The organism is uncultured Aquincola sp. (assembly GCF_964001545.1).
Lineage (GTDB): Bacteria > Pseudomonadota > Gammaproteobacteria > Burkholderiales > Burkholderiaceae_C > Aquincola.
The window spans coordinates 1-18,946 of the sequence record NZ_CAXFDV010000018.1 but is presented as its reverse complement, the minus strand read 5'-3'; the positions used below and the strand labels follow the sequence as shown (position 1 = coordinate 18,946).

General features: G+C 70.5%; 14 protein-coding genes and 1 pseudogene. 6 read left to right on the top strand and 9 right to left on the bottom strand.

Annotated features, from left to right (window positions below; genetic code table 11):
• The first annotated feature begins 35 nt into the window (after window positions 1-35).
• From ABNT58_RS00635 to ABNT58_RS00625, 3 genes are read left to right on the top strand one after another with little or no spacing between them, the layout of a single operon-like run.
• Window positions 36-2,033, top strand: coding sequence for an alpha-1,4-glucan--maltose-1-phosphate maltosyltransferase (locus tag ABNT58_RS00635; RefSeq protein ID WP_348751593.1), 1,998 nt, complete (start codon window positions 36-38; stop codon window positions 2,031-2,033).
• Between the two features lie 16 nt (window positions 2,034-2,049).
• Entirely contained in the window at window positions 2,050-5,391 is a 3,342-nt protein-coding gene (gene treS, locus ABNT58_RS00630; RefSeq protein ID WP_348751581.1) for a maltose alpha-D-glucosyltransferase, read from the top strand.
• A gap of 1 nt (window position 5,392) precedes the next feature.
• Entirely contained in the window at window positions 5,393-6,262 is an 870-nt protein-coding gene (locus ABNT58_RS00625) for a hypothetical protein (protein WP_348751580.1), read from the top strand.
• A gap of 30 nt (window positions 6,263-6,292) precedes the next feature.
• Here ABNT58_RS00625 and ABNT58_RS00620 read toward each other — a convergent pair whose 3' ends face one another.
• The 4 genes from ABNT58_RS00620 to ABNT58_RS00605 all read right to left on the bottom strand — a co-directional run bounded on the left by ABNT58_RS00620 (window position 6,293) and on the right by ABNT58_RS00605 (window position 9,350).
• Window positions 6,293-6,607: a type II toxin-antitoxin system RelE/ParE family toxin gene (locus ABNT58_RS00620; protein ID WP_348751579.1), complete on the bottom strand. Its 315-nt coding sequence runs from the start codon at window positions 6,605-6,607 to the stop codon at window positions 6,293-6,295.
• Complete coding sequence (locus tag ABNT58_RS00615; RefSeq protein WP_348751578.1) at window positions 6,604-6,876, bottom strand: YlcI/YnfO family protein; 273 nt, start codon at window positions 6,874-6,876, stop codon at window positions 6,604-6,606. The genes ABNT58_RS00620 and ABNT58_RS00615 overlap by 4 nt, the downstream gene beginning before the upstream one ends.
• A gap of 69 nt (window positions 6,877-6,945) precedes the next feature.
• Window positions 6,946-8,163: an MFS transporter gene (locus tag ABNT58_RS00610; RefSeq protein ID WP_348751577.1), complete on the bottom strand. Its 1,218-nt coding sequence runs from the start codon at window positions 8,161-8,163 to the stop codon at window positions 6,946-6,948.
• 23 nt (window positions 8,164-8,186) lie between these two features.
• Window positions 8,187-9,350: an alpha-hydroxy-acid oxidizing protein gene (locus ABNT58_RS00605; protein ID WP_348751576.1), complete on the bottom strand. Its 1,164-nt coding sequence runs from the start codon at window positions 9,348-9,350 to the stop codon at window positions 8,187-8,189.
• 185 nt (window positions 9,351-9,535) lie between these two features.
• Here ABNT58_RS00605 and ABNT58_RS00600 point away from each other — a divergent pair, with 185 nt between their 5' ends.
• Together ABNT58_RS00600 and ABNT58_RS00595 are read left to right on the top strand one after the other, a co-directional pair.
• The gene (locus ABNT58_RS00600) at window positions 9,536-10,252 is read left to right on the top strand and encodes a glycine zipper 2TM domain-containing protein (protein WP_348751575.1); all 717 of its coding nucleotides are present in this window, start codon (window positions 9,536-9,538) and stop codon (window positions 10,250-10,252) included.
• A 112-nt stretch (window positions 10,253-10,364) separates the two neighbouring features.
• The gene (locus ABNT58_RS00595; RefSeq protein ID WP_348751574.1) at window positions 10,365-11,462 is read left to right on the top strand and encodes an alpha/beta hydrolase; all 1,098 of its coding nucleotides are present in this window, start codon (window positions 10,365-10,367) and stop codon (window positions 11,460-11,462) included.
• A gap of 31 nt (window positions 11,463-11,493) precedes the next feature.
• Here the strand turns inward: ABNT58_RS00595 and ABNT58_RS00590 are convergent.
• Both ABNT58_RS00590 and ABNT58_RS00585 read right to left on the bottom strand, forming a co-directional pair.
• Window positions 11,494-12,597 (bottom strand): annotated as a pseudogene (locus ABNT58_RS00590) (PepSY-associated TM helix domain-containing protein); the annotation flags it as partial.
• A 2-nt stretch (window positions 12,598-12,599) separates the two neighbouring features.
• Window positions 12,600-14,708, bottom strand: a complete 2,109-nt coding sequence (locus tag ABNT58_RS00585) for a TonB-dependent receptor (protein ID WP_348751573.1) — start codon at window positions 14,706-14,708, stop codon at window positions 12,600-12,602.
• A 193-nt stretch (window positions 14,709-14,901) separates the two neighbouring features.
• Here ABNT58_RS00585 and ABNT58_RS00580 point away from each other — a divergent pair, with 193 nt between their 5' ends.
• Window positions 14,902-15,555: a hypothetical protein gene (locus tag ABNT58_RS00580; protein WP_348751572.1), complete on the top strand. Its 654-nt coding sequence runs from the start codon at window positions 14,902-14,904 to the stop codon at window positions 15,553-15,555.
• Window positions 15,556-15,573: 18 nt separating this feature from the next.
• Here ABNT58_RS00580 and ABNT58_RS00575 read toward each other — a convergent pair whose 3' ends face one another.
• Genes ABNT58_RS00575 through ABNT58_RS00565 form a run of 3 tightly spaced genes read right to left on the bottom strand, consistent with a single transcriptional unit; the run spans window position 15,574 to window position 18,516 of the window.
• Window positions 15,574-16,374 carry an IclR family transcriptional regulator gene (locus ABNT58_RS00575; RefSeq protein WP_348751571.1) on the bottom strand — a complete coding sequence of 267 codons (801 nt, stop codon included), beginning with the start codon at window positions 16,372-16,374 and terminating at the stop codon, window positions 15,574-15,576.
• Window positions 16,371-16,949, bottom strand: coding sequence for an FxDxF family PEP-CTERM protein (locus tag ABNT58_RS00570; RefSeq protein WP_348751570.1), 579 nt, complete (start codon window positions 16,947-16,949; stop codon window positions 16,371-16,373). The genes ABNT58_RS00575 and ABNT58_RS00570 overlap by 4 nt, the downstream gene beginning before the upstream one ends.
• Before the next feature lie 37 nt (window positions 16,950-16,986).
• A complete protein-coding gene (locus ABNT58_RS00565; protein ID WP_348751569.1) occupies window positions 16,987-18,516 on the bottom strand; it encodes an alpha/beta hydrolase domain-containing protein in 1,530 nt (509 codons plus the stop codon).
• Between the last annotated feature and the right edge of the window lie 430 nt (window positions 18,517-18,946).

Here is an 18,946-nt window from a genome sequence, read left to right as displayed (position 1 = left end):
AGCCCGCGGCCATGGCCGCGATCCAGCCCATCGGCATGCCGCCCGACAGCGGACGCGTGCGCGCCGTCATCGATGCGGTGCTGCCGGTGGTCGATGGTGGCCGCTTCGCGGTCAAGCGCGTGGTGGGCGAGCCATTGGACGTGGAAGCCCACGTCATCACCGACGGCCACGACCAGCTGCGCGCGATGCTGCAGTGGCAGGCCGAAGGCGGCCCCTGGCAGGAAACGGAGATGAAGCACCGCGTCAACGACGTGTGGTGCGCCTGCTTCACGCCGCAGGTGCAGGGCCGTGGCCACTACCGCGTGCAGGCCTGGGTCGATGGCTTCCATTCGTGGCGGCATGAGCTGCTGCGCCGGGTGGACGACGAAGACATCCGCATCGCCGCACTGGTGGGTGCGGGGCTGATCGACGAAGCCGCTGCCCGCGCCGCAGATGCCGACCGCCGCTTGCTGAGCGACTGGGCCGCGCGCCTGCGCGAGGGCGCGCAGGCCCAGCCCTTCGACGGTGCCAGCCTCAAGGCCCAGGCGCTGGACGAGCCGCTGGCCCTGCTGGCCGACCGCTACCCCGACCGCAGCCTGGCCGCCACCAGCGCCGACCTGCCGCTGCAGGTGGACCGTGAGCGGGCGCGCTTTTCCAGCTGGTACGAACTGTTCCCGCGGTCGGCGGGCCACCAGCCCGGCCGGCACGGCACCTTCGTCGACGTGGAGGCGCGCCTGCCCTATGTGGCCGAGATGGGCTTCGACGTGCTGTATTTCCCGCCCATCCATCCCATCGGCCGCGACAAGCGCAAGGGCCGCAACAACGCGCTGGTCACTGAAGCCGGCGACGTGGGCAGCCCCTGGGCCATCGGCGCCGAAGAAGGCGGCCACACCGACATCCTGCCCGAGCTGGGCACGCCCGAGGACTTCCGCCGCCTGGTGGCCAAGGCGCGTGAGCTGGGCATCGACATCGCGATGGACATCGCCTTTCAGTGCGCGCCCGACCACCCCTGGGTGAAGTCGCATCCGCAGTGGTTCCGCTGGCGGCCCGACGGCACGGTGCAGTACGCCGAGAACCCGCCCAAGAAGTACCAGGACATCTACCCCTTCAACTTCGAGACCGAAGACTGGCGCGGCCTGTGGGCGGCGCTCAAGGGCGTGTTCGAGCACTGGATCGCCCAGGGCGTGCACATCTTCCGGGTCGACAACCCGCACACCAAGGCCTTCCCGTTCTGGGAGTGGTGCGTCACCGAGATCAAGCGCGCGCATCCGCAGGTGCTGTTCCTGGCCGAGGCCTTCACCCGGCCCAAGGTGATGCACCGGCTGGCCAAGCTGGGCTATTCGCAGTCGTACACCTACTTCACCTGGCGGCAGAGCAAGCAGGAGTTGACCGAGTACTTCACCGAGCTGTCGCAAGGCCCGGGCAAGGACTACTTCCGCCCCAATGCCTGGCCCAACACGCCCGACATCCTGAACGAGCAGCTGCACGGCGCGGGCCGGCCCACCTTCGCGCTGCGGCTGGTGCTGGCGGCCACGCTGGCCAGCAACTACGGCATCTACGGCCCTGCCTATGAGCTGATGGAGAACGCACCGCGCAGCCCCGGCAGCGAGGAATACCTCGACTCCGAGAAGTACCAGCTGCGCCACTGGAACCTGCAGCGGCCCGACAGCCTGCGGCCGCTGATCGCGCAGATCAACCACATCCGCCGCCGCAACCCGGCGCTGCAGCAGCTGCAGAACCTGCGCTTCGTGCACACCGACAACGACCAGCTCATCGCCTACGTCAAGCGCGATGCGGCCTCGGGCAACACGGTGCTGGTGATCGCCAACCTGGACACGCGCAACCGCCAGTCGGGCTGGGTCTCGCTGGACCCGGTGGCGCTGGGGCTGGAGCGCGATGCCCGCTACCACCTGCACGACCTGCTGAGCAACCAGCGCTTCGTCTGGCAGGGCGAGCACAACTTCGTGATCCTCGACCCGGGCCAGGCGCCGGCGCACGTGTTCCGCGTGACGCAGCAGCTGCAGGGCGAGCAGGACTTCGACCACGGTCTTTGAACGGCGCACTCCACCCATGAACGCACCCCACACCCCGCACCTGGAAGAAGCCGAGCAGGGCGCCACCACCCCCGTCACCGACGAGGCCCTCTGGTACAAGGACGCGGTCATCTACCAGCTCAACGTCAAGGCGTTCTTCGACACCAACGACGACGGGATGGGCGACTTCAAGGGCGTCACCGCCAAGCTGGACTACGTCAAGGACCTGGGCGTCAACACCATCTGGCTGATGCCCTTCTACCCCTCGCCGCTGCGCGACGACGGCTACGACATCGCCCAGTACGAAGACGTGCACCCGCAATACGGCACGCTGGAAGACTTCAAGGTGATGCTGGACGAGGCCCACAAGCGGGGCCTGAAGGTGATCACCGAGCTGGTGATCAACCACACCTCCGACACCCACCCATGGTTCCAGGCCGCGCGCAAGGCGCCGCCGGGCTCGCCCGAGCGCGACTTCTATGTGTGGAGCGATTCCGACAAGAAGTACAGCGGCACCCGCATCATCTTCACCGACACCGAGACCAGCAACTGGACCTGGGACCCGGTGGCCAAGGCCTACTACTGGCACCGCTTCTTCAGCCACCAGCCCGACCTCAACTTCGACAACCCGCTGGTGCTGGAGGCGGTGTTCAAGACCATGCGCTTCTGGCTGGACATGGGCGTGGACGGCTTCCGGCTCGACGCGATTCCGTACCTGGTGGAACGTGAAGGCACCAACAACGAGAACCTGCCCGAGACGCATGCGGTGATCAAGCAGCTGCGCGCCGCCATCGACGCCAGCTACAAGAACCGCTTCCTGCTGGCCGAGGCCAACCAGTGGCCTGAAGACGTGCGCGAGTACTTCGGCGATGGCGACGAATGCCATGCGGCCTACCACTTCCCGCTGATGCCGCGCATGTACATGGCCATCGCGCAGGAGGACCGCTTTCCGCTCACCGAGATCATGGCGCAGACGCCCGAGATCCCGGCCAGCTGCCAGTGGGCCATCTTCCTGCGCAACCACGACGAGCTGACGCTCGAGATGGTGACCAGCAAGGAACGCGACTACATGTACAGCACGTACGCGTCCGATCCGCGTGCCCGCATCAACCTGGGCATCCGCCGGCGGCTGGCCCCGCTGATGGACAACGACATGGACCGCATCAAGCTGATGAACAGCCTGCTGCTGTCGATGCCGGGCTCGCCCATCATCTACTACGGCGACGAGATCGGCATGGGCGACAACGTGTTCGTGGGCGACCGCAACGGCGTGCGCACGCCGATGCAGTGGAGCCCCGACCGCAATGCCGGCTTCAGCCGCGCCGACCCGCAGCGCATGTACCTGCAGCCCATCATGGACGCGAGCTACGGCTTTGCGGCGGTGAACGTGGAAGCGCAGTCGCGCGACCCCAGCTCGCTGCTGAACTGGATGCGCCGCATGCTGGCCGTGCGCGGCACCAGCACCGCCTTCGGCCGCGGCAACCTGGTGTTCCTCAAGCCCGGCAACCGCAAGCTGCTGGCCTACCTGCGCAGCTACGGCGACGAGACCATCCTGTGCGTGGCCAACCTGGCGCGCACCGCGCAGCCGGTGGAGCTGGACCTGTCGGCCTACAAGGGCCGGGTGCCGGTGGAGCTGCTGGGCAGCACGCCGTTCCCGCCGATCGGCGAGCTGCCTTACCTGCTCACCATCGCGGCCCACGGCTTTTACTGGTTCAAACTGTCGGCCGACGTGCAGGTACCCAAGTGGCACGAAGAGCACCTGCCGGTGGAAGACCGCCCGGTGGTGGTGCTGTTCGACGGTTGGAACAGCTTCTTCCGCGACCATGTGGTGCCCTGGCGCATCGGCCTGGCGGTCAAGACGCGCCAGCAGTTCGAGGACGACACGCTGCCGCGCTACATCGAGACCCAGCGCTGGTTCGCGGGCAAGGGCCACGCCATCTCGCAGGCCCGCCTGACCGACTATGCGATGTGGGAACGCGGCGCTGGCAGCTTCCTGATGCAGCTGGTGGCGGTGGAAGGCGCGCAGGAGCCGCAGAGCTACTTCCTGCCGCTGTCCATCGCCTGGGAAGACGACGACGAGGCCCGCACCCGTGCGTTGGCCGTCAGCGCCGTCGCCCGCGTGCGGCAGCAGGCCTTCGTGGGTGTGATGGCCGATGCCTTCGCCGACGAGCACTTCTGCCGCGGCATCGTGGCGGCCATCGGCGAGCGGCTGGTGCTGCCCACCCAGGGCGGCGAGCTGCGCTTCACGCCCACCGCGGCCTTCGAGGGCGTGGCCGGCAGCGACCACGACACGCTGGAAGTCAGCCGCCCGCAGGCGCAAAGCAGCAACACCATCGTCACGCTGGGCGAGCGCCTCTTCCTCAAGGGCTACCGCCGGCTGCGCCCGGGCCTGAACCCCGAGTACGAGATCGGCCGCTTCCTGACGGACGTGGCCGAGTTCCGCCACTGCGTGCCCGTGGCCGGCGTGCTGGAGCATGTGAGCACCGCGGGCGAGCGCACCACGCTGGCCCTGGTGCAGTCGTACGTGGCCAACCAGGGCGACGGCTGGGCCTACACCCTGGCCTACCTGCAGCGCTACTTCGAGCTGCAGCGCAGCACGCCCGAAGGCCTGCCCGAGGACGTGCATGGCGCCTACTTCGAGCTGATGCAGACCCTGGGCCGCCGCACCGCGCAGCTGCACCAGGCGCTGGGCCTGCGTGCCGGCGAGCCCGCCTTCGACCCCGAGCCGATGACCGCGGCCGACGTCTCTGCCGCCGTGCAGCAGACGGCTGCCCAGGCGCGCAGCGTGCTGGGCCAGCTGCAGGAAGCCCTGCCCACGCTGCAGGGCCGCACGCTGGAAGACGCGCAGGCGCTGCTGCAGCGGCGTGATGCGCTGCTGCAGCGCATCCAGGCGCTGGCCGACGCCACCGATGCCGGCCAGAAGATCCGCATCCACGGCGACTACCACCTGGCCCAGGTGCTGCTGGTCAAGAACGACTTCGTGGTGGTGGACTTTGAAGGCGAGCCGGGCCGCAGCTTCGACGAGCGGCGGGCCAAGCAGTCGCCGCTGCGCGACGTGGCCGGCATGCTGCGCAGCTTCAGCTATGCCAGCGAAAGCGGCCTGCGCGCCGCGTTGCAGATGCCTGGCGAAGACGGCGCGCTGCCCGAGCTGGCCGCGCGTTGGGAGGCCGGCGCCCGCGCCGCCTTCCTGCAGGCCTATGCCGAGGTGGGCGCGCCCGGCACCAGCGGCGCGGCGATGGACCCGACGCGGGGCCTGCTGTCGCTGTACGTGCTGGACAAGGCGCTCTACGAGCTGCGCTACGAGCTGTCCAACCGGCCCGACTGGGTGGGCATTCCGCTGCGCGGCATCCTCGATCAACTGAATCAAGAGGACCTCTGACATGGAACGGGTAGACATGATGCTGGAGCCGCTGCGGGCCTTCCTGCTGCAGATCGGCGCATTCATTCCGCGGCTGCTGATCGCGGCCGGCGTGCTCATCGTGGGGGTGCTGGTGGCCAAGGCGGCACGCTTTGCGGTGCGCAAGACGCTGCGGGCCATCAACTTCCACATCGTCACTCGGCGGGCGGGCGTGGACGGCCTGCTGCAAAGGGGCGGCAGCGAGACCGACACCACCGACCTGCTGGCCTGGCTGGCCTACTGGGTGGTCATCCTGGCGGCGCTGATCGTGGCCTTCAACGGCCTGGGCCTGACGCAGGTCACCGAGCTGCTGGGCCGGGTGATGGTGTTCGTGCCCAAGGTGATCGTGGGCCTGCTGATCCTGGCCTTCGGCGCCTACTTCGCGCGCTTCGTGGCCAATGCGGTGGCCACCTACTGCCACAGCGTGGGCGTGCGCGATGCCGACCTGCTGGGCGGCCTGGCGCGCTACGCGATCCTCATCTTCGTGCTGATGATCGCGCTGGACCACCTGGACATCGGCGGCGCCATCGTGCGCTACAGCTTCCTCATCGTGCTGGGCGGTCTGGTGGCCGCCATCGCGCTGGCCTTCGGCCTGGGCGGCCGCGAATGGGCGGCTGCGCACCTGGAACGCTGGTGGCCCAGCAAGGGCCTGGACGCCGTGCCCCCGCGCGGCGCCCGCTCACCCGGCGGACCGGGCGCGCAGGTGACGCCGTTCAACCCCGGGGCGCCGGGTGCAGCCAGCGGCGCTGCTGGTGCCGGCATGGGCGCCGGCGGCCTGGGCACCGGCACCGCCGGACCCGGCGGTCCGGGCAGCCCGGGCCGCATGGGTGGGGGCGCACGGCGCGACGGGTGACGGCATCGCGACGTGCGGTGTCGCGCTCCGTCAGTGGAAGTCCTCTTCCCGCTGGTGACGGACGCCAATCACCAGCACGAGCTCCGGGCTGCGTATGTCGAAACGCAGGACATATCCTGTGGCTCCGAAGGGGATGATGAGTTCTCGCAAGGTCGGGCGCCGGCCCGCCTTGCGGTAGCTGTAGGGCGTGATCGACAGGTGCCTCTGCGCCACTTCCCGAATCGCCGAGACTGCGTCATAGGCGCGCATGGCCTCCTCTGACGTTTGGGCTTGATCGAGCAAAAAATCGAAAAGGCGAACGAGGTCCTCATCCGCCTCGGATGTGAACTCGACCCTGAACGTCATTTGCGGAGCTGTTTCACCCGCGCGGCCACCTTGGCTTCCAACTTCGCCAATACGACGTCTGCTGGAATGGAGTGGCCCGTCCGTTCGTAAGCGGCTAACGAGGCATCGCAGCGGGCCGCGAAGTCGGTCTGCACACGACGGAACTCGACAGCGCGCCGCACCGAAGCCTCGACAAACTCGGTGAGGGTTTCGCCGGGCAGCAGCACGGCGTCCAAATCGGCGCGCAGTTCCGGTTCAACACGGACTTGAGGAATCGTGGCGGTCTTCATGGCTCTATCGTAGTGCAAACGCACTACATTGCCAGCGGCGGTTGATTGGGGCCCCTTTGCCCGGTGCGGTCAAGCCGCATCAATGCGGCCCCCGGTCGGCGAATCAGGCCTCGCCACCGCCCCGCTGTGCCACGACGCCACCGCCGCCAGCGCCAGAAAGCCCAGCGCGGCCAGGCCCAGGCTGCCGTAGCCGTGGTGCGCCACCCACCAGCCGCCCAGGCCGGCGCCCAGGGCCTGGCCCAGGTACACGAACGAGGTGTTGAGGCCGATGTTGCGCGCACCGCCCGCAGCGTCCAGCGCCAGCAGCCGCGCCTGCTGGGCGGCGTTGAGCGCAAAGCCCGCCAGCGCCCAGGGCGCCAGCACCAGCATCGCCAGCGGCAGGCTGGTGGCCAGCGGCCAGGCCCCCATCGAGACCGCCATCAGGCCCAGGCACAGCGCCACCGCGCGTGGCGCGCCCAGCCGGTCGACCACGCGCCCGATGCGGGCGACCCCCAGCACGCCCAGGGCGCCCAGCGCCGTCAGTGCCAGCGCCATGTCGGCCGGCCTGGCCTGCAGCACGTCGCGGCCATAGCTGGTGAAGTAGGTCAGCAGCACCAGCTGCGCGGCCAGCGCCATCGCGGTGGTGAGCCAGCAGCTGCGCACGCCGGCGGCCATGCCGCGCCACGGCGCCTTGACCACCGGCGGCACCTGCGCGGCAAAGGGCGCCAGCGCCTGCCACACGGCCACGGCGGCCACCAGGCTGCAGCCGCCGACGAAGGCAAACACCCAGGGCCAGCCCACCACCGCGCTGAACCAGGCCGCCGCCGGCGTGCCCAGCACCAGGGCCAGCGGCCAGCCCAGGTACACGGTGGCGGTGACGCGGCCCACACGCTGCGGCAGCAGCAGACCCAGCAGCGCCGCGGCCTGCGCCGTGAACACCGCCGGCCCCACCGACTGCAGCGCCCGGCCCAGCGCCAGGCCGCCCCAGGTGGTCTTCAGCGCCGACAGCAGCAGCGCCAGGCCTTGCACCGCCAGCGTGGCGGTGAGCAGCTGGCGCCGGCCGATGCGCCGCGCCACCACCGGCGCCAGCGGCGCCATCAGGCACATGACCACGCCCGACAGCGTGACCAGCTGTCCCACTTGCGCCACGCTCACCTGCAGCGAACGGCTGAGGTCGGGCACCAGCGCCGTGAGCATGGTGCCGCAGGTGGCCACCACGAAGTTGGCCGCCAACACCACGCCGATCAAGAGGCGCTCACGGCGCGCCAGCGCGGGCGGGCCGGCGGTGTCGGGGGCAAGGGACTGCATGGGGGCGAATCTTCGCCCAAAGATCAAGACACCCGCAGCGCTCCTGCTTCGCGCACCGCGGCGATGCTGGGCCAGCCGTTGACGGCCATCAGCAGGTCGGCTTCGGCCAGCAGGCAGCGCAGCACATGGGTGGCGCCGGCCGCGCCGTCCAGCGCCAGGCCGTAGGCATAGGGCCGGCCCACGCCCACGGCGCGCGCGCCCAGGGCCAGGGCCTTGACCACGTCGGTTCCCGAGCGCACGCCCGAGTCGAACAGCACCGGCACGCTGCCCGCTGCCTTCACCACCTCGGGCAGCAGGTCGATGGCCGCGATGCCGCCATTGGCCTGGCGGCCGCCATGGTTGCTGCAGTAGATGGCGTCGGCCCCGGCGTCCACCGCGCGGCGGGCATCGTCGGGGTGGCAGATGCCCTTGAGCACGATGGGCAGCTTGGTCAGGCTCCTGAGCCAGGGCATGTCGGCCCAGGTGAGCACACGGCCGAAGATCTTGGTCCAGGCGCGGATGGCGGCCGCCGGGTCGGCTTCGGGCGGCTGCGCCAGCAGCTTGCGAAAGGCGGGGTCGCTGAAGTAGTTGCTCAGCACATGGCCGCGCAGCTGCGGAAAGCTGGCGGTGTTGAGGTCGCGCGGGCGCCAGCCCGTCACCCAGGTGTCCAGCGTCACCACGATGGCGCGGTAGCCGGCCTGCTCGGCCCGCTGCACCAGGCTGGCGGCCACGTCGGCATCGCGCGGGGTGTACAGCTGGAAGAAGCCGGGCTGCTCGCCCAGCGTCTGCGCCACGGTTTCCAGCGGATCGTTGGTCAGCGTGCTCAGGCACAGCGGCACGCCGGTGGCCACGCTGGCGCGGGCGGCTGCCAGGTCGCCGTGCTGGTCCTGCGTGCAGATGCCGGTGACGCCGATGGGCGCCATTAAGAGCGGCGTGGGGTAGCGCTGGCCGAACAGCTCGATCGACAGGTCACGCGTGGTGCTGTCCACCATCATGCGCGGCACCATGCCCCAGTGGCCGAAGGCCTCACTGTTGCGGCGCTGGGTCAGCTCGTCGCCGCAGCCGCCTTGCACGTAGTTCAGCACGTGGGGCGGCAGCGCCGCCGCTGCGCGCGCTTCCAGCGTGCTGAAGTCGGTGGGCAGCTTGGGCACCACGCCCGACAGGCCGGCTAGGTAGATCTCGTTCTGGAAGTCGCCGTAGTGCGGCATGGCGGTGTCTCCTTCTGGTTGTGGATCGATCCTAAGGCGCCCCGCAGCCGGGGGATGTCACCCGCATGCCAGGCGCGCTGCTTGCCCGCTGGTTGTTACAGCGGGTGACGCCTGATGCATCCACCCCGCAAACCAAAGCAGCGCTGCTGCGTTCTGATGGAAGACACAACGAAAGAGGAGTTGCCATGCCGACCACCGATGCCCTGAACGAAGCGCCCCTGTCGCCCAGCGCCAGCCGGCGCCGCTCCCGCGACCGCACCGTGGTGGCCATCGTCGGCGGCGGCCTGCTGGTGGCCGCGCTGGCGGCCGGCGGCGGCTGGATGCTGCGCGGTGCCACCCAACCCCCGATGGTGGCGGCGGCCAACAGTCAGGCGCTGCCGATGACCCCCGCGCCGCAGACCCTGCCGCCCAACGCCCCGGACGATCGGCCTGCGATGCTGGAGCAGGCCCCGCCCAGCCCCGTGGCCGAGAAGCCCGCCCCCGTGCGCACCGAGCGTGCGCCGGTGCAGCAGCGCCAGCCGGCCCCGGTGGTGGCGCAGGCGCCGGTGCACACCGAGCGCCGGCCGGTGGAGGTGTGCCAGTCCTGCGGCACGGTGGAAAGCGTGCGCAGCATCCAGCGCAAGGGCGACGCCAATGGCGTGGGTGCGGTGGCCGGTGGCGTGCTGGGCGCGGTGCTGGGCAACCAGGTCGGCGGCGGCAACGGCCGCACCGCGATGACCGTGCTGGGCGCCGTGGGCGGCGGCTATGCCGGCAACGAGGTGGAAAAGCGCATGAAGGCCGAGACCGTGTACGAAGTGCGCGTGCGCATGGACAACGGCACCACCCGCACCTTCACCCAGCGCAGCGCGCCGGGCCAGGGCGCCCGAGTCACGGTGGACGGCAACGGCGCCCACCTGATGTAAGCCCCGGCAAGGCGGAAGCGCGCCCCTCCCACGGGGCGCCTCGGCCTTCTCCGACAGGCGCGGCGGCCCGTGCCGCCTAGCCTGCGGTTTCCACACCTACTGAGGAAACCGCGTGACCCATCCTTCCAGCCCCGGCGCCACCGCCGACGACGGCCACGGCCAGCCCAACCCCATCGTCAATGCCGTGTCCAACGCGGTGGCGGCCTTGCGTGCCGATGACGACCAGCTGGACCTGGCCGAGGCGCACGAAGCGCTGCACCCCAAGGCCATCGAGAAGCTGACGGTGGCCGAAGCCCGCCAGCAGCCCACCGTGGCCGATGCGGTCACGGCGCTGCTGCAGCGCGAAGGCAAGGCCGCCGACCCCTTGCTGCTGGTGCCCGGCGTGCGCACCAGCGAGCTGCAGGTGGAAGGCGCCGCCGGTCCGCTGCCGGCCACGCTGTACACGCCGCCTGGCACCGGGCCTTTTCCGGTGGTGCTGTACTTCCACGGCGGCGGCTGGGTGATCGCCGACCGGCAGGTGTACGACGGCGGCGCGCGCGGCCTGTGCGCCCAGGCGGGCGCCATCGTGCTGTCGGTGGACTACCGGCAGGCGCCGGAGCACAAGTTTCCCGCCGCCTGGGACGACGCGCTGGCCGCCTACCGCTGGCTGATCGCCAATGCCAGCCGGCTGGGCGGCGACCCCACGCGGCTGGCCCTGGCCGGTGAAAGCGCGGGCGGCAACCTGGCCGTGGCCACCGCGATTGCGGCGCGTGATGCGGCCTTGCGGCCGCCGCTGCATGTGGTGTCGGTGTACCCGGTGGCGCAGACCAGCCTGAACACCGAGTCGTACCTCGAGAACGCCATCGCCAAGCCGCTGAACCGGGCGATGGTGAAGTGGTTCGTCGATCACCTGATCAACCACGAGAACGACCTGAAGGACACGCGGTTGCAGCTGATCGACGCCGACCTGACCGGCCTGCCGCCGGTGACGCTGATCAATGCCCGGCTGGACCCGCTGCGCAGCGACGGCGCCAAGCTGGAGGACGCGCTGCGCGCCGCCGGCAATGCGGTGCAGCGGCGTGAATACGAGGGCGTGGCCCACGAGTTCTTTGGCGCGGCAGCCGTGCTGCGGAAGGCGCGCGAGGCGCAGGCTTATGCGGGCGAGCGGCTGCGCCAGGCCTTTGCAGGCGCAGCGCCTTACGGCGCCGCCACCACAGCCACAGGCCTGTAGCCAGCAGCAGCGTGGGCACCAGGCCGAACAGGCTCCACAGCACACGCGCGGCCAGGCCGAAGGCCTCGGCCGTGTGCAGCGGAAACAGCCAGTTCAGCAGCACGTTGCCGGCCGGCGCATCGAAGGGGTCGTAGCGCAGCAGCACCTGCCCATCGGCGCCGATGCGCACCCGGGTGTTGCCGGTGTCGGCCCGCGGCTCTCCGGGCTGCAGCAGCCGCACTTCGGCCGGGCCGCGGCCGGTGGGCAGGGTCAGGCGGCTCCAGCGGGCGTCGGGGAACTGGGCGCTGGCCAAGCCGACGATCTCGTCGGGCGACAGCCGGGGCGCGTCGATGTGGCCGGCTGCGGCCACGGGCGCGGGTTGGGCGGGGCCTTTCGGCTGCATGCGCGGCTGCACTTGCAGCGGCAGCACCGCGCCCACCCAGCTGCGCGCCGTGTCGTTGAACACCAGCGCCGCACCGGTGAGGCTGATCAGCAGCAACAGCGGCGCCAGCCAGAAGCCCACCGCCCGGTGCACGTCGTACCAGCGGCGGGCGGGCGCGGCCTGCCACTGGATGCCCAGGGTGCGGCGCCAGGCGCTCCAGCGCAGGGCCTGCCGCGGCCAGGCCAGCACCAGGCCGCTGAGCCCCAGGCCGAACAGCACCAGGCCGCCGGTGCCCGCCACGTTGGCGCCGGCTTCGCCGGACCAGAAGTAGCGGTGCAGCTCATACACCGTGGGCACCAGGTGCTGCGCGTCCCAGCGCACCAGGCCGCGGTCGCGCGCGCCCAGGTACTGGCCGCAGGCCAGGTCGATGAAGTGCTCGCGGCGCAGGCCTTGGGCATCGCGCTTTTCCCACACCTGCCAGGCGGCGCCGCGCTCATGCGGCGCCACCACGATGTTGGCCGCACGCCCGGGTGCCTGCCGCTGCAGCACCTGCAGCACGCGGGCCACGGGCGTGTCGGTGGCCGGCAGGCCCGCCGGCTCGGCCACGGTGCAGGCGGGCAGGGGCTTGAACCACGCCGGGTTCAGCGCCGCATCCACCTCGGCCTGCCACACCAGCAGGCTGCCGCTCAGGCCCAGCACCACCAGCACGGCGGCAGCCAGCAGCGAGGCCCAGCGGTGCAGCCAGGCCAGGGCCTTGCGCCATCGGCCGCCCATGGTCAGAAGGTGCGACGCCAGCTCAGCGTCAGCGTGCGGCCGCGGCCGGCGTAGTAGTCCTCGGCAGTGCCCGAGTAGTTGGCCTGGCCGTAGTAGGTGATGTAGCGGCGGTCGAACAGGTTCTCGATGCCCGCGCCCAGCTGGCCCCACGGCGAATCCCAGGCCAGCGACACGTCGGCCACGGTGTAGCCCTGGAAATGTTCGGCCAGTGCGGTGCGGCCCGAGAACTTGCCTTCGTTGGCATCGCGCGAGCGATAGACCGACTGCGTCCAGTTGGCCCGCCAGCCCGGCGCCGGCCGCCACAGTGCGCCCAGCACCAGCTTGTCGGGCCCTTGCGAACGGGCGCCCAGGTCCAGGTCGAGGCTGCCGCCCGCGGCGCTGGCCGTGCGGCCACGGGTGATGGCATAGCTGCCGTTGAACTGCCAGTCCGGCAGCGGCCGCCATTCACCCGTCACCTCGAAGCCGCGCACGGTGATGGGCACCCGCTGCACCGAGCCGATGCCGTTGCTGACCACCAGCTGGCTGCCCAGGTCGGAGTGCGAGCGGTAGACCGAGGCCGACAGGCTGCTGCGCTGGCCGCGCCAGGTGACGCCCACCTCGCGGTTGTCGATCAGGATGGGTTGCAGGTCCACCAGGTTGTTGACCGAGCGGCCGCTGCTGTTGACGGCGCGCAGGATCAGGCCAACGTCGGGCGAGCCGAAGCCTTCGCTGTACGCGGCGAAGGTGGACCAGCCGGTGTTGCCGAAGCGCCAGACCGCGCCAAGGTTCTTGACCAGCTTGCTGGCGCTGCGCTCGCCGCCCTGCACCGCACGGCTGCCGTAGTAGGCGAGGGTGTTGTAGTCGTCCACCTTCAGCCGGCTGTGCTCGTCGCGCAGGCCGCCGCGCAGCGTCAGCGGGCCCACTTCGTACTCCAGCTGCGCGAAGGGCGCCAGGCTGCGGTAGGTCATGGGCGGCACCCACACGCGGCCGGTCTGCGTCAGCCGCTGCTGCGATTCGTCGTCCAGGTAATCGGCGCCCAGCGTCAGCTCCAGCCCGCGGGTGAACAGATCGGGCCGCACCCAGCTGGCGCGCAGGCCCCATTTGTCGGCCTCGATCTCGCTTTGATCGACCAAGGTGCCCACCGGCGCAATGGCCGCGTCCTGGAAGGTGGCGATCACGCCGCCGCTGTAGCGGGCCGAGAAGTTCTGCTTGAACAGCTGCACCGTCGCCGTGCCCTGGGCCAGCTCGTTGTGCGTCCATTCCAGGCTGGCCGATCGCACCTCGTTGCGCGGCGCGTCGTACGGCAGCGTGCCGCGTTGCGAGGTGGTGGGCAGGCCGGTGGCGCGGTTGCCCGCCACGTCCACCCGGTCGTCGAAGCCGTCGGCCTGATACCGGTTGAGCATCACCTGCAGCCGCTGCGGCCCGAAGTCCTTGCCCAGCTTGACGAACACGTCGGCTGCGCGGTGCAGCGATTCGGTGGCCAGCGGCCGGCCGGCACCGTCCACGCCGATGTCCTGGTTGCGCGCGCCCAGGTAGGCGATCAGGTCGTAGCTGCTCTTGTGCTCCAGCATGTAGCCGGTCTTCCAGCTGGCGCTGTCGCCATGGAACTGGCTGCCGTACTTCAGCTCCACCGTGTGGTGCGTGCCTTCTTCGGTGGGCGTGCGGGTGATGGTGTTGATGATGCCGCCGGTGGCACCCAGACCCTGCGCGGCCGAGGCGCCCGACACCACCTCGATGCGCGAGACGATCATCGGGTCGGCGAAGTAGCCCTCACGCCCGCCCAGGCGCAGCGGGTTGGTCTGCGGAATGCCGTCCAGCAGCAGCAGCGCATTGCGCCCGCGCAGGCCTTCGCCGAAGTTGGTGAGCTTCTGGCGCGCGGGCGCATAGCCCGGGATCTGCAGCGTCAGCAACGCGCTCGGGTCTTCGCTCACCAGGCCCTGGGTCTCGATGTCCTGGCGGTTGATGATGCTCACCGCGCCGGGAATCTTTTCCACGGCCTTGGCGCCGCGGGTGGCGGTGACCACCACCTTCTCGGCGCCGCCGGTGGCGGCGGATTCGGTCTGGGCCAGCAGGGGCTGGGACAAAAAGACGCAGGCGCAGGCCGTGGCCAGCGCATGGGGGCGCAGGTGCATGAAGAAGTCCGTAAGAGCTTTGGAGAAACCGTCAGGGCCACCGGCTGGACCGTGGCGGTTGGCTGAGCCCTTACAGCTTCCATTCTAGGGGTAAACAAGAATCACTCTTGTTTGCTGCGCCGGGTGTGGCGCCGGTACGGCGATTGCCATGCGCTGCGTGCGCGGGCGCGGTTGCCCGCTGGAAAGGCATGCCTTGAAGCCCTTGCTGGCCACCACCTTTGCCGCACTGACCCTGGGCGGCGCCACCGCTGCCCATGCTGGCGACCTGTACCTCGGCGCTGGCCTGCCCGGCCTGACGCTGGGTTATGCCCACCCCGTGGACGACCGCTTCACCCTGCGTGCCGATGTGAGCACGCTGGGCCGGCTGGACTGGGACCGCTCCAAGTCCGGCGTGGACTACGACGGCCGCGTGCAGATCGACCGACTCGCCTTTTTCGGCGACTGGTACGTGCACCGCAATTTCCGGCTCACGGCCGGCCTGACGGTCAACGAGGCCAAGGCGCGCCTGACCGGCCGCGCCGACGGCACCACCATCACCATCGGCGACCGCACCTACGTGGCCGGCCCCGACGACCAGCTGAACGTGCGGGTGAAGTACCCGACGGTGATGCCCTACCTGGGCATCGGCTTCGGCAAGCCGCCGCAGGCCGTGGGCGGCTGGGGGGTGATGGTCGACCTGGGCCTGGCCTTCGGCAAGCCCAAGGTCACCGGGCAGGTGAGCGGGCCGCTGCTCAGCAACACCGTCTCGCAGGCCGATGTGGACCGTGAGCTGGACGACATCCGCGACGACGTGGAGCGCCTGCGCGGCATTCCGCAGATCGGCGTGAGCGTGATCTACCGGTTCTGAGGGCGGCGGGCGGCGGCTTCAGCCGCCGCGCTGCACCGCATGGCGCACTTCGTCGGCCGCGGCGCGCAGCCGCTGGCCGAGCAAGGCCATGGCCGGCGCATCGAGCGTGCTGCTGGCGGTGCCGCAGCTCAAGGCCAGCGGCGCCAGGCCAGCGCCCAGCTGCAGCGGCACCGCCACGGCGCTGACGCCGCTTTCCCACGCCTCGTTCGATCGTGTGAAGCCTTCGGCCGCATAAGCCTGCAGCGCCTGCCGGAGCCCCTGCAGTTCTTCCTCCGGCCGCTGTGCCTGCTGCAGTTGCTGCAGCACCCGCTGCTGCTCGGCCGGCTCCAGCGCGGCCAGCAGCGCACGGCCGGCGGCGGTGGGTGCCAGCGGCAGCCGGGCGCCCACGTCCAGCCCCAGCACCGAGCGCGCCTGCAGCGCGCTGCAGTGGCCCACGTACACCGCTTCCAGCCCGTGGCGCACGCACAGCGCCACCTGCACGCCGGCCTCGTCTGCCAGCGCCTGCATGGTGGGCCGCGCGATGCGGGCGATGTCGTAGCGGCCCAGCATGCTGAAGCCGAGCGCGATGACGCCCGCGTCCAGCCCGTACTGGCCGATGGCCGGGCCGGCCTTCAGGCAGCCCAGCATCTTCAGCGTGTAGGCCAGGCGGCTGACGGTGGACGGCGGCAGGCCGGTGCGCCGCGCGATCTCGCGGTGGCCCAGCCATTGGTCGTCGGGGCCGAAGCAGCGCAGCACCTCCAGCCCGCGAGCCAGCGCGGTGACGAAGCGCCGGTCGCGCGGCGCGCCGTCGTCCCACCCGGCCGGCAGCCGGGCGTTCACGCCTGCCGGCGCCCGCGTGTGCGCCGGCGCGCGATGCCGCCGACCACTGCCGCTCCGGCCAGCAGCAACGCGGCCGAAGCGGGTTCGGGCACCGCGGCCACGGCCGAGCTGAGCTGGTAGGCGCCGCCGGCCGAGCCCGCCGCCAGGCCGGTGACCAGGTAGTAGTAGCGGCCCTGGCCCACGGTGGCCTGCATCGACAGCTCGCCGGTGGTGCCGTTGAAGGCGCTGTCGGTGCCGATCAGCGACTCGTCGCCGCTTTCGGGCGTGCCGTCGGGGTCGGCATAGAGGCCGTAGACGCCGCCGATGATGGCGTACACGGCATTGCCGCCCAGCATCAACTCGTTGGCCACCACGGTGCTGGCGATGTTCCAGCTGCCGGCGCCCAGGCTGAAGGCATATGCGTCGGTGAAGAAGGCCCCTTCCGGCCCCGGGTTGGCCTGGGCCAGGCGGGCCGGGCCGTGGTTGCCCCAGTTCACCGACAGGTCCATGGCCTGCGCACCGGTGGCGGCGCCCAGGGCGAAGGCGGCCACCGCGGCAGCCGCCGCGGCGCGGCGCAGTGTGGGTTGTCTAGACATCTTTGGTTCTCCTCTTGGCGGTTGTCGGGTGCGGCAATCAGGGAATCTGCGATTGCGCGGCTTCGCGCTGCAGCTTCAGGCCTTCGGCCGGTGTGAGGAAGCGGTCGCGCACCAGGCGGTTCACGCTGTCCTTGACCTTGGTCACGTAGTCGCCGTGGCTGGTGTAGAGCTGGTTCAGCCGCGCATCGTCGAACGGGATCTCATGGCCTGCGATGAAGCAGAAGCTGGCACCGGTGGAGGTGCCGTTCCAGGTGCTGGTGGGCACGTCCACCAGCGGGCTGCGCACGCCGCCGGTGACGTTGCCGAACACGTCCAGCACCGGCTTGCCGTCCACCACGTTGATGGGCTCGGCCCTGGGCGGCGGCAGGCCGCGGCGCAGCCACAGGTCCATGTTCTGGAATGCGGCATTGAAGTGGATGCTCGAGGGGAAGCGGCTGCGCGGCCCTTCGTTGCACGACATCGGCGGCACGCTGCGGCCGGCCTTGACGATGTCTTCCGGCTTGGCGGCGCTGTACAGCTCGTCGGGCGTGGCGTGGGCCATGCCGGCCATCTCGTAGTGGCGGAAGCGGTCGGCCGGCGCATCGCTGTCGGGCCGGCGCGAGGCGATGCCGGTGAGGTAGTCCGACTGCGACATGATGTGGATGATGGGCACGCCCACGTTGCTGAACTGCCGTCGAGGGTCGGGCACCAGGGGCGCCGGCTTGCACTGGTTGATGGGGTACAGCCCGGCGAAGGCGCCACCGGCCACGGCCACGATGTAGGCGTCGTACAGCGGCCGGCCGCCATTGCGCGCGGTTTCCAGCGGGTGGATGCCGTTGATGTAGTTGTAGAAGTAGCCGCCGGTCTGTGAGTAGCCGAAGCCGATCAGCTGCTGCACATTGAAGCCGGCCGCCGCCCGCAGCGGGTTGCGCGGGTCCTGGCTCTTCATCCAGGCGCCAGTCTGGCTGATGATGTCCCAGGCCAGGCCGTTCTCGGTGCTGCGCGACGAATCGGCCGGCACCGTGGCGCAGTTGCGCGGGTCGTCCAGCGGCAGCGGGTTGGCGAAGTTCAGCGGCCCGTAGCGCACGGGGTCGAAGTTCTTCAGCGCCACCACCGACACCGGCTTGACGGTGACGCCCACCCACACGTCGCCATTGCGCACGAAGTGCTCGCCCGACAGGCCCCAGCCGATGTTCAGGTCGAACAGGTTGCTGGGGTTGAGCGGCTCCACGATGACGTTGCCGCTGAACTTCTTCGGGTTGATCGGCCGGCGCACCAGCACGCGGGTGGTGTAGGGCGCATCGGCGGTGCGCACCACGGCCGGGCCGGGCGCGGGCCACTCATACACGTTGGCCTGGCCGCTGAGCAGGTACTCCTCCTCCACGTAGCCCAGCTTGGCCAGGTCCTGCGCACGCAGGGTGTAGGCGGCGCCGCCGAAGGGGTGCGATTGCGCCGTGGTGGGCAGAGGCCCGGTGGCCGTTGGCACGGGGGTGGCGGCCTGCGCCGCCGGGCTGCTGAGCCCGACGGCCACGGTGGCGGCCGCCGCGGCAAGGGTGAGCCTGCCTGGCTTGGAAACATCGCTGGGCATCTTCGTCTCCGTTCGTTGTTGTTACTACTGCTTTCGAAACCCGCGCGAAACCGCTTCGTTTAGCTTCGTTTCGGGGATCGATGGTTTGTAGTCACCAGGGGGCTGCGGGGCAAGGCGGTGTTTCCCTGGGGGCACCGCTGTGCGGAATGGGTGTGCTGCTTGGTGGGGTTGTCTGTGCTGTTTTGTTCGGCCGCCGTGCGGTTGTGCGTGTGCTGCATATGCTGTTCTTGTTCGACCGCCGTGCGGTGGGCGGGGGGCGGCGGGGCTCATGCTGGGGCGGTCAGCCCTGCGGGCCGACTCCACTGCGGTGCTCGCGCCGAGGTCGCGCGGCGGAACTCGCTACGTTCGCTGCGCTCACTGCGCTCGAACAACCACCGCGGGTCAGTTCACGAAGCGCGCTGCGCGCGCCGACCTCGCCGCTGCGCTCCTC